We start from the raw sequence: 15,580 nt of genomic DNA, 5'->3' as shown, positions 1-15,580 counted from the left end.
CATGGCAGACATCAGCCGCGTCGCCCTGTTCGGCAAGCTGGACAGCCTGGCCTACAAGGCCATCGAAAGCGCCACCGTGCTGTGCAAGCTGCGCGGCAATCCCTATGTGGAACTGGAGCACTGGCTGCTGCAGATCCTGCAGGCGCAGGATTCCGACCTGCAGCGCATCGCCCGCCACTTCGACATGAATCCGTCGCGCCTGGCGGCCGACATCACCGCCGCGCTGGACCGCCTGCCGCGCGGCTCCACGTCGATCAGCGACCTGTCCACCCACATCGAGAACGCGGTCGAGCGTGCCTGGGTCTACGGCACGCTGATGTTCGGTGAAACGCAGGTGCGCACCGGGCACCTGGTGGTGGGCATGCTGAAGACGCCGTCGCTGCGCAACACGCTGGTGGCCATCTCGCCGCAGTTCGAGCGCGTCAAGCTCGACACGCTGACCGAGGAGTTCGCGAAAATCCTGGCCGGCTCGCCCGAAGCGGTGGCGCCGGTGGCCGACGCCCACGCCGCGCCCGGCCGGCCCGGCGGCGCCATGGCACCGGCGCAGCTCGGCAAGCAGGAAGCCCTGAAGCGCTTCGCCGTCGACCTGACCGCGCGCGCCCGGAATGGCGAACTCGATCCGGTGACGGGGCGCGACGAGGAAGTGCGCCAGATCATCGATATCCTGATGCGCCGCCGCCAGAACAATCCGATCCTGACCGGCGAGGCCGGGGTCGGCAAGACGGCGGTGGTGGAAGGCTTCGCCGCCCGGATCGCCGGCGGCGACGTGCCGCCCGCGCTGAAGGAGGTGTCGCTGTACACGCTGGACATCGGCCTGCTGCAGGCCGGCGCCAGCATGAAGGGCGAATTCGAGAACCGGCTGCGCCAGGTGATCGATGAAGTGCAGAGCGCGCCGAAGCCCATCATCCTGTTCATCGACGAGGCGCATACGCTGATCGGCGCCGGCGGCGCGGAAGGCACGGGCGACGCGGCCAACCTGCTCAAGCCGGCGCTGGCGCGCGGCACGCTGCGCACCATCGGCGCCACCACCTGGACCGAATACAAGAAGTACTTCGAGAAGGACCCGGCGCTGACCCGCCGCTTCCAGCTGGTGCAGGTCGCCGAACCGGACGAGGAAAAAGCCATCCTGATGCTGCGCGGCGTCGCGATGACGCTGGAAAAACACCACCGCGTGCAGGTGCTCGACGAGGCGATCGAAGCGGCGGTGCGCCTGTCGCACCGCTATATCCCGGCGCGGCAGTTGCCGGACAAGGCCGTCAGCCTGCTCGACACCACGTGTGCGCGGGTGGCCGTCAGCCAGCATGCCACCCCGGCCGAGGTGGAAGACAGCGGGCGGCGCATCGCCGCGCTCGACGTCGAACTGGGCATCATCGGCCGCGAGGAAGCGGTCGGCATCGATGTCGGCGAGCGGCGCAACGCCGCACAGGGTCGCCTGGACGCGGAAAAAGAGCGGTACCAGGCACTGGAAACGCGCTGGGCCAGCGAGAAGGCGCTGGTCGACCAGGTGCTGGCGCTGCGCCGGCAGCTGCGTGCCGGCGGCGCGGAAGTGGATGGCGGAGCGGCAACGCTGGCGCCGGCGGAAACTTCCGTGGCGGCCAGCCCGGCGGGAAGCGTCACCGGAAGCGCGGCAGGCAGTGCGCCGGGGAGTATCGCGGGAAGCCTGGCAGCAGGCGTGTCGGGAAGCGTGCCGCAAAGCGGGGAAGGCGCGGCATCGGCGGCGGCCATGACGTCCGTGACGCCGATGACGCCGATGACACCCGAAACCCGCGCCGGACTGCTGGCCGAGCTGCACGGCCTGCAAGGGCAGCTGCGCGAACTGCAGGGCGAATCTCCGCTGATCATGCCCTCCGTCGATGCGCTGGCGGTGTCCGGCGTGGTGGCCGACTGGACCGGCATCCCCGTCGGGCGCATGGTCAAGAACGAAGTCGCGGCCGTGCTGAAGCTGGCGGATACGCTGGGTGAACGCGTGATCGGCCAGCGGCACGGGCTCGACATGATCGCCCGCCGCGTGCAGACGTCGCGCGCCCGGCTCGACAATCCGAACCGGCCGGTGGGCGTGTTCATGCTGTGCGGGCCGTCCGGCGTGGGCAAGACCGAGACGGGCCTGGCGCTGGCCGAGGCGCTGTACGGCGGCGAACAAAACATCATCACCATCAACATGAGCGAATTCCAGGAAGCGCACACGGTGTCCACGCTGAAGGGCGCGCCGCCGGGCTACGTGGGCTATGGCGAAGGCGGCATCCTGACCGAGGCGGTGCGCCGCAAGCCCTACAGCGTGGTGCTGCTCGACGAGGTGGAAAAAGCCCATCCGGACGTGCATGAACTGTTCTTCCAGGTCTTCGACAAGGGCTGGATGGAAGACGGCGAAGGCCGCTACATCGACTTCAAGAACACGCTGATCCTGCTGACCTCGAACGTGGGCAGCGAGCTGATCATGAAGCTGTGCAAGGACCCGGAGCTGATGCCGGCGCCGTCCGGCATTGCCGAGGCGCTGCGCGAACCGCTGCTGAAGGTGTTCCCGGCGGCGTTGCTGGGCCGCCTCGTCGTGATCCCGTATTTTCCGCTGTCGGACGAGATGCTGGCCAACATCATCCGCCTGCAGCTGGGCCGCATCCGCACCCGCATCGCCGAACAGCACCATGTGCCATTCACCTGCGACGAAGCGGTGGTGAGCCTGATCGCCAGCCGCTGCAACGAGCTGGAAAGCGGCGCCCGGGTGATCGACGCGCTGCTCACCAACACGATGCTGCCGAAGATCAGCGAGCAATTCCTGCTCGGCATCATGGGCGGCAACCCGGTGCGGCGGGTGGAAGTGAGCGTGCAGGATGGCGAGTTTGTCTACCGGTTCGACTGAGCGATGAACGGCAAGGGGGAGTTCGGCATGCGCAGGACGATGGAAATCGTGACACCGCTGGGCGAGGGCGCGCTGCTGTTCCACCGCATGCAGGCGCGCGAGGAATTGTCGCGCCTGAGCGAGTTCGACATCGAGCTGCTGGGCGAGCGCGGCGATATCGACATCGACGGGATCCTCGGCAAGAACGTCACGGTCATGCTCGAGCAGCTCGACGACAGCGTGCGCCACTTCAACGGCTATGTCACCCGCTTCGCCCAGGCCGGCAGCCACGGCCGCTATCACCTGTACCGCGCGACCGTGCGCCCCTGGCTGTGGTTCCTCACCCGCACGGCGGACTGCCGCATCTTCCAGGAAGCGACCGTGCCCGAGATCCTGCGCCAGGTGTTCAGCGACCACGGCGTGGCCGACGTGACCTTCAGCCTGACCGAGACTTACCGCAAGTGGACGTACTGCGTGCAGTACCGCGAAACGGACTTCAACTTCGTCAGCCGCCTGATGGAGCAGGAGGGCATCTATTACTACTTCACGCACCAGGAAGGGCGCCACACGCTGGTGCTGGTCGACGCCATCAGCGCGCACGGCAGCGCCGCCGGGTGCGAAACGCTGGATTTCATCGCGGCCGAGCGCGTGGTGCGGCCCGAGAAGGAATACATCAGCCAGTGGCACCATGCCCGTGAAATCCAGGCCGGCAACTACGCGCTGGAGGACTACGACTTCGAGCGCCCCAGCGTGGACCTGGCGGTGTCGACGCGGATCCGCCGCCAGCACGTGCTGGGCGATTACGAGATCTACGACTACCCGGGTGAATATGTGCAGGCGGCGGAGGGCGACCAGGCGGTGCGCTGCCGGCTCGACGAATGCCAGACCCGGTTCGACCAGGCGCGCGGCGAAACCAATGCGCGCGGCCTGCGCGTGGGGCATCTGTTCACGCTGAACGGGCAGGCGCGCGCCGACCAGGATGGCGAATACCTCGTCATCGCCGCCACGCACCAGCTGGCATCGAACGAGTTCGAATCGTTCGACAGCGCGCACCCGGGGGCCACCTACAGCTGCGCCTTCACGGCGCTGGGCAGCCGGCAGCAGTTCCGCCCCGCGCGCACGACCCGCAAGCCGTTCGTGCAGGGGCCGCAGACAGCCGTGGTGGTGGGCCCGGCCGGCGATGAAATCTATACCGACAGCTATGGCCGCGTAAAAGTGCAGTTCCACTGGGACCGTTATGGCAAGAAGGACGAGAACAGCTCGTGCTGGATTCGCCCTTCGCACCCTTGGGCGGGCAAGAACTGGGGCATGGTCGCGATCCCCCGCATCGGCCAGGAAGTGATCGTCGATTTCCTCGAAGGCGATCCGGATCGCCCGATCGTCACCGGCCGGGTGTACAACGCCGAGCAGATGCCGCCCTACGCGCTGCCGGCCAACATGACGCAGACGGGGATCCTCAGCCGCTCGTCGAAAGGCGGCACGGCCGCCAACGCCAACGAACTGCGCTTCGAGGACAAGAAGGGCGCCGAACAGGTGTACCTGCACGCCGAGAAGAACCAGGACATCGAGGTGGAAAACGATGAAACGCACTGGGTGGGCCACGACCGGCGCAAGGCCATCGACCACGATGAAACCACGCAGGTAAAGCACGACCGCACCGAAACGGTGGGCAATAACGAAACCATCGCGATCGGCGTGCACCGCAGCGAACAGGTGGGCAGCAACGAAACGATCGTGATCGGCGTAAACCGCACGGAAACCGTGGGCGCCAACGAAACGATCACGATCGGCGCCAACCGCACGATTTCGGTGGGCGCCAGCGAAACGGCGACCGTGGCGCTGCAGCGCACCCACACGGTAGGGGTCAACGAGACCATTACGGTGGGCGGCGCGCAGGAAGTCACGGTGGGCGCGGCGCAGCTGGTCACGGTCGGCGCGGTGCAGGCGGTGAGCGTGGGCGCCGCGCAGTCGCTCAGCGTGGGCGCCGGGCAGACGGTCAGCGTGGGCACCGACATGAGCGAGGACATCGGCGGCGACCAGTCGTCGTCGGTCGGCAAGGGCCGCTCCGCCAAGGTCGGCAAGGACGATGTGCTCAACGTCGGCAAGAACCTCGTCATCGAAGCGGGCGACTCGGTGACGATCAAGACGGGCGCCGCCAGCATCACGATGAAGAAGGATGGCTCGGTGCTCATCAAGGGCAAGAACATCACGGTCGAGGGATCCGGCAAGATCGGCGTCAAGGCCAGCAGCAACGTGGTCATCAAGGGCAGCAAGGTCGCCATCAACTGACAAAGGGGTATCCATGGACATCGCGGCAGACCCGTTCGATCCGATCGTTGCCGATGGCGGGGAAGGCGCGCACGGCGCTTCCAGGCCTGCGGTGGCCGGGCCGCAGGCACCGATTCCCGCAATGCCGATGCCTGAGATGCCCGTGCTGGAGATGCCGGTGCAGCAGGCGCCGGGGACTCCGGTGCCGCCGGCGCAGATGCAGCTGCCCGTCGTGCTGTTGCGGTTCGTCGGCTTCGACCTGGACGACCAGCCGCTGGTCGCCGGCATCGCCAGCCTGCCCGGCCACGTGGTGAGGGCGCGCAGCACCGTGCCGCTGCGCCGCCTCGAAGTGGGCGCCGAAGTGGTGGCCGTGCTGGAAGGCGGGCTGCCGGAGCGGCCGCTGATCCTGGGCGTCATCCAGCATGAGCGCAGCCCCGAACCCGCGCCGGCCGTGGAGCCGGGGAACGTGGCGTGGTGCGATGGCGAGCGCGTGGAAATCCGCGCCGAGCGGGAAGTCGTGCTGCGCTGCGGCGACGCCAGCATCACGCTCACGCGCGCCGGCAAGGTGATCATCAAGGGCAACTACATCGTCAGCCGCTCCACCGGCTGCAACAAGATCAAGGGTGCAGCCGTCGACATCAACTAGGAGTCGCGCATGTGGCAGCTCGAGAACAGCACTCCCTTCGCGGCGGAACGTGGCTGGGCGCGCGACCGCGACGGCGCCGAGATCTGGCTGGTCGCCGTCAAGGCCACCTTCGACATCGCCCCGGACGGCAGCACGGCGGTGTCGGCCATCCAGCCGCCCGTGCTGCGCATCCCGGAATACCACGGCGAGGCCGCCATGAGCAGCATCCGCTACGAGGCCGACCTGGTGCTGGCCAAGAAGACCACCGACATCATCGTGGTCGGCAACGCGCATGCGCCCGGCGGCCAGCCCGTGACGCAGTGCGATGCGGGCTTCCGTGTCGGCCCGCTGCAGAAGGTCGTGCGCATCTTCGGCGACCGCCACTGGGCCGGCGGGCGCCTGTCCGAACCGGAACCGTTTACGGTGATGCCCCTCGTGTACGAGCGCGCCTATGGCGGCCTCGACAGCAAATCGGCGCGGCCCGACCGGGACTGGGACTGGCGCAACCCCGTTGGCTGCGGATTCGCCGCCGCGAAAGAGCACCTGGCCGGCATGGCCGCGCCCAACGTGGAATTCCCGGACAGCCTGACCGCCGCCTGGGACGACCGGCCGGAGCCGGCCGGCTTCGGCGCGTTCGCCGGCCACTGGCAGCCGCGCGCGGCATTCGCGGGCACCTACGACGATGCCTGGATGCGCGAACGGCAACCGCTGCCGCCGGCCGACTTCGACGAGCGTTTCTACCAGTGCGCGCCGCGCGACCAGCAGGCGGCGCAATTCCTGAAAGGGGGCGAGCCGGTCGCGCTGGTCAACCTGTCGCCGCACGGGCGCCTGCAGTTCGCGCTGCCGAAGCTGCGCCTGGGCTTTGAAACCCGCTTCTTCGATGGCAGCAGCGAAGTCCACACCGTGCGCAACCTCCACACGGTGATCATCGAGCCGGATTTTCCCCGCGTCTCGCTGGTCTGGCATTCGGCGCTGCCATGCCACTTCAAGGTGCAGCTGCTGGAGCGCACCACGGTCACGCTGAAGGACGACCTGAGCGCCGGCGGGCGGCCCGGCGCGCCGGTCGGGTTCGCGGTGGGCTGACGTGAACGGCGAACCCATCCATATTGCCGCGCCGGGCGCGGCCACCGCCGTGGGCCGGGATGCATGGGCCAGCGCCGCGGCCGTGCGGGCCGGCATCAGCGGCTTTGTCGAGCACCCGTGGATGATCGATCGCGCGGGCGAGCCGATGCGCGCGGCGCCGGCGCCCTGGCTGGACCCGGGATTGTCGGGCGCCGCGCGCCTTGCCGCGTTGCTGCTGCCCGCGGTCGCGCAGGCGCTGTCGCCGGTGACGGACTTGCCGGAAGGCGCGGAACCGGTGCGCACGGGGCTCGTGCTGGGGCTGCCGGCACCGAGGCCGGGGCTGGATGCGGACGTGCGGGCGGCGCTGGTGGCAGCGGTGCGCGCAGGCTTCGGCGACCGGCTGGCGGGCATCGAGGTATTCCCGGCCGGCCATGCGGCGGGCCTGCTGGCGCTGGGCGCCGCGGCCAGGCTGCTCCACCAGGGTGCGCTAGATGCCTGCGTGGTGGCCGGGGTCGACTCCTACCTGGAGGCGGAAACGCTGGAGTGGCTGGAGCATTGCGGGCAACTGCACGGCGCCGGCACGCTGAACAACGCGTGGGGTTTCGTGCCCGGAGAAGGGGCGGGAGCCGTGCTGGCGATGCGGCGCCCGGTCGCGGCACGCCTGGGCTGCGGCTCGCTCGGCAGGATCCTGTCGGTCGGCGCGGGCATGGAAGCCTGCCGGATCAAGACCCGCACCGTGTGCACCGGTGCCGGGCTGACACAGGCGTTCCGCCAGGCGCTCGCGCCGCTGGCCGGCGGCGATGGCGCGATCACGGACGTCTATTGCGACATGAACGGCGAGCCTTACCGCGCCGACGAGTATGCGTTCACGGCCGTGCGCACGAAGGAGGCGTTCGTATCGGTGTCGGACTTCATCGCTCCCGCCGACTGCTGGGGCGACGTGGGCGCCGCCGGCGCGCCGCTGCATCTGGCACTGGCCGCCATCGCCGGTGCCAAGGGCTATGCGCGCGGCAAGCTGGCGTTCACCTGGGCCAGCGCGGAAGGCGGCGAGCGCGCGGCCGCGCTGATGGCGACGGGCTGGCGATGAGGAGGACGCCATGCCGGTAACGATCAAGGTCAACGGCGCATCGAATTCGCTGGTGCACAAGGGCAGCAACTGCGTGTCCATCGCCACCATCCCGGACGTGTGCAAGACACCGACGCCGGGCGGCCCGGTGCCGATCCCGTATCCGAACATCTCGCAATCGATCACGCTGGCCAAGGGCACCACCACGGTGAAGGCCGACGGCGGCATGATGATCGCCATCAAGGGCTCGGAATTCTCGCTGTCGAACGGCGACAACCCCGGCGTGGCCGGCGGCGTGAAGTCCAGCACGTTCATGAAGGAATCGACGTGGATCCTGTATTCGTTCGACGTCAAGATGGATGGCAAGAATGCCTGCCGGCTGACGGACAAGAAATTCCAGAACCATGAAAACACCGTCGATATCGCGGGGGCGTTCCAGATTCCCGTCATCCCGGCCGGCCTGACGGAGATCCAGATGATCGCGTGCGCGATCGATTGCTGCGACAAGGCCAGCTACGTCAAGAGCGACCACAAGGATGAGGGCAAGGACTGCCGCGCCCTCAGCACGACCAAGCATTCCTGCGTGATGCATGCGCTGCGCACGTCGAAGGCGGCAAAGAAGGCCGGGATCAAGGCATCGCCCCGATTCCCGAAACCGCCGAAGAAGGCACGGCTGATCCCGGATGTGATGTTCGGCGACCGCATCATCGATGCCAAGTTTCCATGCAAGAAAAAGGTGCCTGCGCCGCTGAAGGGAAAATGGCCGTCGGACCTGACGAAGACGTCGGCGCAGATGATGACCCAGAAGGAACGGACCAGCTACAAGAAGATTCCCGGCGTGAAGAAGGTCGACGCCATGACCCCGCGCGACGCGGCGAACAAGAAAGGAAGCTGCACATGCACCTACAAGAAGAGGTAACGAGCCAATGACGAAACCAGGGACGAAGAACGCCACGCCGGCGGCCGGCGACATCGCCGGCGCACAGGCCATCATCGAACTCGCCGAAGACGTGCGCCTCGTTGCGCTGGGCTACACGATGTCGGTGTACACCAACAAGCTGCTGTCGCAGCAGCCCAAGGGCGTGCTGTCAGCGTATGACCGCTACCTGCGCCTCTACCAGCGTGAACTGCCGCCCTACTATGCGACCGAGAACATGAGCCGCCACAAGAAGGCAAGCAAGGCCACGTTCGACCTGCTGGCCACGTGGCTGCAGCCGGGCGCGCCTCCACGCGAGTTCATCAGCCTGGACCTGCAGGCCACCGGATCGCCGAACGATGCGCCGCGCGACAGTTTTCATGTGTACGGGACCGAGCCGGCCTACCCGGACCATTCGGAAGACGATGCCAGGGTCATTGCCATGTCGCTGGACCCCGCCGTGTGCGATGCCGCCACGCTGCTGGAGGTGTTCGTCGATACCTGCTCGGCCATCGAGTTCCGCTCGGCCCTGGCGGGCTTCGGCATGAACACCTCGCGCTACGAGGAAGAAGAGGCGCAGACGCATGCGTGGGCGATGGGCATGCGCTTTCGCGCGCTGGACATCCCGCGCATGGTGGACGACGCGCTCGCCGTGGGCAGCGATGGCGTCAAGGGCGTGGGCTGGCTGACCGCGCTGGGGCCGGAAATCCTGGACCAGCTCGGCGGCAAGGCGGCACTGCGCAAGGCCTTGCCGGCCGAGGTGGCGTTGATCGACCTGCCCAACGGGATTGTCCTGAAGGCTGGCGAGGCACCCATCCTGGGCGACCGGAACCGGCGCGAACCGCTCGCGCACTACCAGAAGATCTACGGCCTGCTGGCACCGTGGATCGACCGTGCCGCGAAACGCTCGCCCTCGTTCAACCTTGAAACCGATTATGTCGACCGCACCGAAGCTTGGTTCCACCGCCTGGCCGACGCGTGACGCGCTGCCGTTGCTGGTGCTGCAGGGCATGAGCGCCGCCACGGTGCACGTGGCGGTCAGCTACCAGTTCGCTCGGCCGCCGGCCGTCGCCGACCAGCAGGCTGTATCGAACGCCATGCACGCGCTGGCCAATGCAGGATTTCGCGGTGCCTTTCCGTGCAGCGGCATAGCGGGCCCCAGCTCCATGGAGTTCCTGGGGGCCGCGCTGTCATCGGAGGCATGCGGTCTCCAGTTACTACAGCTCTGCAACATCGACGAACGCGCCTTCCAGCTGTTGCGCAACATGGTTGCCAGGCTGCGGGCAGAGAAGGTGCTGGTCGACTCGATCCAGGTGATGGACACGGAACATATTCATGCCCAGCCGGTGCAACCCGACTGGCCGGACGAGGACAACGAGGAGGCGGCCTATCCCACCCCGGGTGCGCGTGCCGCCGCGCTGCTGGCCTTCGAGGACACCGATTTCTCCAAGGTGCGCCGCTGCCTCGTCGAGGTGGACAACCGCCTGTTCCCGGACCAGGTCACGCGGTTCGCCGCGTGGGTGCGGCCCTGGTACGCGCTGCTCGAAGCGGGAGCGTTCGCCATGCCGGTGGGCCATCCGGCGGTGACCGACTCGATTGCGGGTTTCGTCAGCCAGTTCGATCCGGTGACGATCGAGGTGGCGGTGGACCGCTTCATGGCCAGCGAATGTGCCTGGGGAATCCTCGCGAACATGGTGTGCGCGTTCGACTGGCAGCCGCGCACGCTGGCGGCAATAGCCGTCGACTGACGCCGCCCGGGACAGCGACCAGCCATGCATGCGATCTCGGAACAGCCACTCCCGCATATCGTCGCGCAGCACGCCGAGGAAGCCGTGCTGCTGTTCGCGCGCCGTGGGGCATTCGTGAACGCCCCCCACGTCGGCTTGCGCGAGCTGGGCCGTTTCGATGAACGCCTGGCCGCCCACCTCGACGGGCTGGCCGTGGCGGGCGGGCACGCGCAGGCGCTATCCATGAACGCCGTGCTGGCAGAGGGCGCGGGCGGCATGTTCGTCGCCGCGGTACTGGCGCTCGACAGCGGGCATGCGGCACACCTGGCCACGCTGTTCGCGCTGGCGGAAGGGGCCGCGCCGCTGCGGCCGGCGCTGGCCGCGGGCTTCGGCTGGGCTTCGGGGCAGCGGCTGAAGGGTACTATCGCACCGCTGCTGCGTTCGGGCGACGCGTTCCGGCACGCCATCGGCCTGGCGGCCTGCGCCATGCACCAGGTGGACTGCGGCAATGTCCTGGATACGGCGCTGGGGCATGCCGATGCGCAGGTGCGCGCCCGCGCGTTGCGGATGGCCGGGGAGGGCGGCCGCACCGATGCGCTGCCGGCATGCGCGGCGGCGCTGCGGGATGGCGACCCGGAGTGCCGGCTGTGGGCGGCCAGGTCGGTCGCACTGCTCGGCAAACCCGCGCAGGCCGCCGCCGCGCTGCAGGCCGGCGCCCTGGAGCGGACCGGCGCCGGCACCCGTGCATTTCGCCTGCTGCTGAAAGTACTGGCCCTGCCGGATGCCAATGCCTGGCTGAAGGCGGTGGCACCGGCGCTGCCGGACCGGCGGCTGCTGGTGCAAGGCGCCGGCATCAGCGGCGACGTGGCGTACGTGCCCTGGCTGATCCGGCTGATGGACGAGCCGCCGCTGGCCCGCCTGGCCGGCGAAGCGTTCGCCACCATTGCCGGGGTGGACATTGCCGCGCTTGCCCTCGATCGCCCGCCCCCCGGCGCCGCCGCCGCGGGCCCCAGCGACGATCCGGACGATGACGACGTGGCGATGGACGACGACGACGCCTTGCCTTGGCCCGACGGCGCCGCGGTCAGCGCATGGTGGGCGGCGAACGGCAAGCGCTTTGCCCCGGGCGTGCGCTACTTCATGGGCCAGGCGCCGGCGGTAGCGCACTGCCAGGGCGTGCTGCGCGACGGCGGCCAGCGCCAGCGCATCGCCGCGGCCGAGTACCTGTGCCTGCTGCAGCCCGGCACGAAGCTGTTCCAGACCGCCGCGCCGGCGTGGCGGCAGGCGCGCTGGCTGAGCGCGATGGGCTGACGCATGCATGCCCGCGTCGTGTTTGCCGTGCTGGCGCTGGCCTTCCTCGCCGCAGCGGCCGTGCGGCTGTTGCGGGATGGCGGATTGCGGCCGGCCAGCAAGACCTGGCTGCTGGTCGCGGCGCTGTTCGGCGCGACCAGCGCGTGGCTGTGGCTCCAGTGATGCGCGGCGCGGTTATTTGCACGCATGGTGGGGAAGTTTGCAGCGCCACCCTGCTAGAATTTGAGTGCTGATCATTGCCCGTCATGCCATGAAGTCAAGTGTCATCCGGCACATTACATGGAACCAACGCAGGCAGATCGTGGGAGCGCTGATGTTGACGATCAAGGCAGTTTCCTACAACGGCCAGGCCACCGAGGTGCCGCTGGCCGGCGAGTTCGGCGAACTGGGCGGTGTCATCGGCCGCGCCGACGGCAATGCGCTGGTCCTGCCCGACCCGGACCGCTACGTGTCGCGCATGCACGCCATGGTCCTGTTCCGAAATGGCCGCCATGTCATCCGCGACCTGAGCAACGCGTCGCCCGTCTTCGTCAACGACCGCCCGCTCGGCCATGGCAACGAAGCCACGCTGGCCGACGGCGACGAATTGCGCATCGGCGGCTATACGCTCGCCGTCGCCGATGCGCGCGTCTCGCCTGCCGTGCCTCCTGCGGCGCCGCATGCCGGGCTCGCCGCCAGATCTCCAGCCGCGCCTCCCGCCGGGTCCCCCGTCCTGTCCCCCGTCCTGTCCCCTGTCATGTCCCCATCGCTGCCCCCGAACCTGCCCGCGGGCCCGCCATCGGCCATGCCGGCGATGCGAGACACGGAACCCCGGCTGGCGGGCGTGCCGAAAGACGACCCGCTCGGCCTGTTCGACAGCGCCGCCGCGCCGTCATCGGGCGGCTTCTCCCCTGCGCCGCCGTCGGGCAGCTTCGCCCATGCGCCGGGCGCCGGGGGCATCCCGGACGACTTCAGTTTCTCCGAGCTGGTGCCGCGCGCGCCCGCGCCGGATCCGCGCCAGCCCCTGCCGGACGATTTCGACCTGGGGCTCGGCCAGGCCCCACGGACCGATATCAACCAGTTCTACGACCTCGGTCCCGCCGCCGGCAGCGAGCTGTTCCCCGACGGCCATCCGCTGGCGCCCGGCGGCGCGAACGGATCCGGCGCGGCAAGCGTGGACCCGCTCGTGGCGATCGGCGCGGTGCCCGCGCCGAAGCCCGCGCCGGCCAGCCAGCGCGACGACGCACCGGAAATCCGCAGCGCCTTCACGCCGCCGGCGGCGCAGCACGCCGAGCCGTCCCATCCAGACGGTCCGGCGGACGGCGGCAACATGGTGGTCTCGTGGAACGCACCGGACGAGCTGCCGGGCGGCGACGGCATCAAGACGATGATCGTCCAGTCGCCGGCCAGGCAGGCCCGCGGGCGGCAGGCGGAAACGCCCACCACCCAGCCAGGCCCGGTGCTTGCGCCGGAGCCGACGGCCCGGGCTGCCGAGCCTGCCGCCACGGCGCAGCCAGCCGCCACGGGACAGCCAGCCGCCGGGGCGCGCGCCGCCACCTCGGCAGCGCCGGTCGCCCATCCGCCGCCGGTGCCGAGTCCGCAGCCGAACGTGCAACCGCAGGCGGACCCGCATCCCCACGGCGCCCCGAACTTGCAACCGGCTCCGCCTCCGCGGGCGCCCCACGGCGCACCGCCGGCGCACGCGATGCCGCCAGGTCCGGCAATGCGCTCATCCCAGGCCGTACAGCCAGCCCCCGCCATGCCATCGGAATCCGGCGCGCAGCCTGCCGGGAACGCCCAGGCGGACAGTGCCGAGCTGTTGCGCGCCTTCCTGGCCGGGGCCGGCGTGCCCGACCTCGACGTGCGGGGCCCGCTCACGCCGCAGATGATGCACACCTTCGGCCAGCTGCTGCGCGAGGCGACCCAGGGCACCCTGGACCTGCTGCTGTCGCGTGCCGTCATCAAGCGCGAGATCCATGCCGAGATGACGATGATCGTCACGCGCGAGAACAACCCGCTGAAATTCTCGCCGAACGTGGAAGTGGCGCTGACGCACCTGCTGGCGCCGCGCGGCCAGGGTTTCATGCCGCCGCTGGTGGCGATGAAGGATGCCCACGACGACCTGCGTGCCCACCAGTTCGCATTCATGGCGGGCATGCGCGCTGCGCTGGCCGGCGTGCTGCAGCGCTTCGATCCGGCGCAGCTGGAGCGCCGCCTGAGCGGCAAGAGCCTGGTCGATACGCTGCTGCCGGCCAACCGCAAGGCGAAGCTGTGGGATCTGTATGCGGAAATGTATTCCGAGCTCACGCGTGAGGCGGAAGACGATTTCCATGCGTGGTTTGGCAAGGCCTTCCTGAACGCCTACGAAGCCCAGCTCGACAAGCTGGCCCGGGGCGACGAGGGCGGCCGCTAGCGCGAAGGCGATCATGGAACTCAAGATCACCGTGTTGTCCAAGCCCGGCGGGCGGCCCGTCAACGAGGATGCGTACGGCTTCTGGTCGAACGAAAGCGCGTGCTGCTGCGTGATGTCGGACGGCGCCGGCGGCCATGCGGGCGGCGCCGTCGCCTCGAAACTGGCGGTGGCCGAAATCCTCGCCTGGTTCCGCCAGCGCCCCGATTGCAGCGCCGGCGGCATCGCCGAAGCGCTGCGGCGGGCCAACAGCGCGATCGTCGCCATGCAGCAGCAATCGCCGCAGTATGCGCGGATGCGCGCCACGGTCGTCGTGCTGGCCGTCGACCCGGCGCGCGGCACGGCGATCTGGGGGCATATCGGCGACACCCGCCTGTACTGCTTTCGCGACCGGCGCATCATCCTGCAGACGCGCGACCACAGCGTGCTGCAAAGCATGGTGGATGCCGGCTACCTGCAATCGGAAGACTTGCGCGGCGCACCGCAGCGCAACCTGCTGCTGGCGGCGCTGGGCGATGGCGCGGAGTTCGAACCGCGCATCGAGGATGCCGCGTTCGCCCTGCGCGACGGCGACATCTTCCTGCTGTGCACGGATGGCTTCTGGGAGTATGTCGATGAATTGCACATGGAGGGCGCGCTGTCGCTTGCCGCTTCGGGCGAAGCCTGGCTGAGGCAACTGGAGAGCCGCGTGATTTCGGAGGGCAGCGAAGGCCAGGACAATTATTCGGCGCTGGTGGTGGCATGCCAGGAGCACGCGCACCAGGAGCACGCGCACGAGAAGCAGGGGCAACCCGAGGCGCCGCCATGACGGGCGGCAAAGGAGTCGAACATGAAAGCGCACGAGCATTCGAAGCATGCGGTACTGGCGGCGTCGCTGCTGGCGCTGCTGTTCCTGGCATTGCCGGGCAACGCACAGGAAGACAAGGTCATGAACCCGCAGGACGTCACCGAAGCGGCGCTGGTCGACGCGCTCGCGCCGGCCGCCCCGGCCAGGACGCGCAGCATCCGCGTCGAAGCGGAAGGCGCGGCGCCGAAGCGGCCCAGCGCGTCGCTGCTGATCACGTTTGAAACCAACTCGGCGCGCCTGACGCAGCAGGCCAGGCAATCGCTCGGCGTGGTCGGCCAGGCGCTGGGCTCGGCGAAGCTGGCGCCGTTCCGCTTTGCCATTGAGGGCCACGCCGATCCGCGCGGCGCGCCGGCGGCCAACCAGCAACTGTCGCAGGCGCGCGCGGAATCGGTGCGGGAATACCTCGTCAAGAACGGCGGGATCGACGATGGACGCCTGCAGGCGGTGGGCAAGGGCGCCAGCGAGTTGATGAACAAGACCGTGCCCGCCGCGCCGGAAAACCGCCGGGTGACGATCGTGAACCTGGACCGGTAGGC

13 protein-coding genes are annotated in these 15,580 nt (G+C 69.0%); all 13 read left to right on the top strand.

The features are described from left to right. Position 1 precedes the first annotated feature (1 nt). The 13 genes from tssH to OU994_RS19950 all read left to right on the top strand — a co-directional run bounded on the left by tssH (position 2) and on the right by OU994_RS19950 (position 15,578). Positions 2-2,854: a type VI secretion system ATPase TssH gene (gene tssH, locus OU994_RS20010; protein WP_281607359.1), complete on the top strand. Its 2,853-nt coding sequence runs from the start codon at positions 2-4 to the stop codon at positions 2,852-2,854. Between the two features lie 27 nt (positions 2,855-2,881). Continuing rightward, on the top strand, positions 2,882-5,122 hold the full coding sequence (locus tag OU994_RS20005; RefSeq protein WP_281607358.1) for a type VI secretion system Vgr family protein: 2,241 nt from the start codon (positions 2,882-2,884) through the stop codon (positions 5,120-5,122). Between the two features lie 13 nt (positions 5,123-5,135). Continuing rightward, entirely contained in the window at positions 5,136-5,747 is a 612-nt protein-coding gene (locus tag OU994_RS20000; protein ID WP_281607357.1) for a DUF6484 domain-containing protein, read from the top strand. A 9-nt stretch (positions 5,748-5,756) separates the two neighbouring features. Beyond that, positions 5,757-6,809, top strand: a complete 1,053-nt coding sequence (locus tag OU994_RS19995; RefSeq protein ID WP_281607356.1) for a DUF2169 domain-containing protein — start codon at positions 5,757-5,759, stop codon at positions 6,807-6,809. A 1-nt stretch (position 6,810) separates the two neighbouring features. Next, positions 6,811-7,875 carry a beta-ketoacyl synthase N-terminal-like domain-containing protein gene (locus tag OU994_RS19990; RefSeq protein WP_281607355.1) on the top strand — a complete coding sequence of 355 codons (1,065 nt, stop codon included), beginning with the start codon at positions 6,811-6,813 and terminating at the stop codon, positions 7,873-7,875. A gap of 10 nt (positions 7,876-7,885) precedes the next feature. Continuing rightward, positions 7,886-8,773, top strand: a complete 888-nt coding sequence (locus OU994_RS19985; protein ID WP_281607354.1) for a DUF4150 domain-containing protein — start codon at positions 7,886-7,888, stop codon at positions 8,771-8,773. 7 nt (positions 8,774-8,780) lie between these two features. Continuing rightward, the gene (locus tag OU994_RS19980) at positions 8,781-9,752 is read left to right on the top strand and encodes a type VI immunity family protein (RefSeq protein ID WP_281607353.1); all 972 of its coding nucleotides are present in this window, start codon (positions 8,781-8,783) and stop codon (positions 9,750-9,752) included. Further along, positions 9,706-10,518, top strand: a complete 813-nt coding sequence (locus tag OU994_RS19975; RefSeq protein ID WP_281607352.1) for a hypothetical protein — start codon at positions 9,706-9,708, stop codon at positions 10,516-10,518. The genes OU994_RS19980 and OU994_RS19975 overlap by 47 nt, the downstream gene beginning before the upstream one ends. 24 nt (positions 10,519-10,542) lie before the next feature. After that, positions 10,543-11,808 (top strand): TIGR02270 family protein, encoded by a 1,266-nt coding sequence (locus OU994_RS19970; RefSeq protein WP_281607351.1) that lies wholly within the window; start codon positions 10,543-10,545, stop codon positions 11,806-11,808. A 3-nt stretch (positions 11,809-11,811) separates the two neighbouring features. Further along, a complete protein-coding gene (locus OU994_RS19965) occupies positions 11,812-11,970 on the top strand; it encodes a hypothetical protein (RefSeq protein WP_281607350.1) in 159 nt (52 codons plus the stop codon). Between the two features lie 151 nt (positions 11,971-12,121). Then, the gene (tagH, locus tag OU994_RS19960; protein WP_281607349.1) at positions 12,122-14,200 is read left to right on the top strand and encodes a type VI secretion system-associated FHA domain protein TagH; all 2,079 of its coding nucleotides are present in this window, start codon (positions 12,122-12,124) and stop codon (positions 14,198-14,200) included. Positions 14,201-14,213: 13 nt separating this feature from the next. Then, positions 14,214-15,005: a PP2C family serine/threonine-protein phosphatase gene (locus OU994_RS19955; protein ID WP_165497624.1), complete on the top strand. Its 792-nt coding sequence runs from the start codon at positions 14,214-14,216 to the stop codon at positions 15,003-15,005. A 21-nt stretch (positions 15,006-15,026) separates the two neighbouring features. Then, positions 15,027-15,578: an OmpA family protein gene (locus OU994_RS19950; protein ID WP_131145417.1), complete on the top strand. Its 552-nt coding sequence runs from the start codon at positions 15,027-15,029 to the stop codon at positions 15,576-15,578. Positions 15,579-15,580: the final 2 nt, after the last annotated feature.

The sequence above is a fragment of the Pseudoduganella sp. SL102 genome (assembly GCF_027856995.1).
Lineage (GTDB): Bacteria > Pseudomonadota > Gammaproteobacteria > Burkholderiales > Burkholderiaceae_D > Rugamonas > Rugamonas albidiflava.
Note: the sequence above shows the minus strand (reverse complement) of the source record. Positions and strands in the feature narration are given on the sequence as shown.

What these genes read in the sequence shown, in the direction of transcription:
- tssH (WP_281607359.1), top strand. Translation starts at nt 2, where the DNA reads ATGGCAGACATCAGCCGCGTCGCCCTGTTCGGCAAGCTGGACAGCCTG.
- OU994_RS20005 (WP_281607358.1), top strand. Translation starts at nt 2,882, where the DNA reads ATGCGCAGGACGATGGAAATCGTGACACCGCTGGGCGAGGGCGCGCTG.
- OU994_RS20000 (WP_281607357.1), top strand. Translation starts at nt 5,136, where the DNA reads ATGGACATCGCGGCAGACCCGTTCGATCCGATCGTTGCCGATGGCGGG.
- OU994_RS19995 (WP_281607356.1), top strand. Translation starts at nt 5,757, where the DNA reads ATGTGGCAGCTCGAGAACAGCACTCCCTTCGCGGCGGAACGTGGCTGG.
- OU994_RS19985 (WP_281607354.1), top strand. Translation starts at nt 7,886, where the DNA reads ATGCCGGTAACGATCAAGGTCAACGGCGCATCGAATTCGCTGGTGCAC.
- OU994_RS19980 (WP_281607353.1), top strand. Translation starts at nt 8,781, where the DNA reads ATGACGAAACCAGGGACGAAGAACGCCACGCCGGCGGCCGGCGACATC.
- OU994_RS19975 (WP_281607352.1), top strand. Translation starts at nt 9,706, where the DNA reads ATGTCGACCGCACCGAAGCTTGGTTCCACCGCCTGGCCGACGCGTGAC.
- OU994_RS19970 (WP_281607351.1), top strand. Translation starts at nt 10,543, where the DNA reads ATGCATGCGATCTCGGAACAGCCACTCCCGCATATCGTCGCGCAGCAC.
- OU994_RS19965 (WP_281607350.1), top strand. Translation starts at nt 11,812, where the DNA reads ATGCATGCCCGCGTCGTGTTTGCCGTGCTGGCGCTGGCCTTCCTCGCC.
- tagH (WP_281607349.1), top strand. Translation starts at nt 12,122, where the DNA reads ATGTTGACGATCAAGGCAGTTTCCTACAACGGCCAGGCCACCGAGGTG.
- OU994_RS19955 (WP_165497624.1), top strand. Translation starts at nt 14,214, where the DNA reads ATGGAACTCAAGATCACCGTGTTGTCCAAGCCCGGCGGGCGGCCCGTC.
- OU994_RS19950 (WP_131145417.1), top strand. Translation starts at nt 15,027, where the DNA reads ATGAAAGCGCACGAGCATTCGAAGCATGCGGTACTGGCGGCGTCGCTG.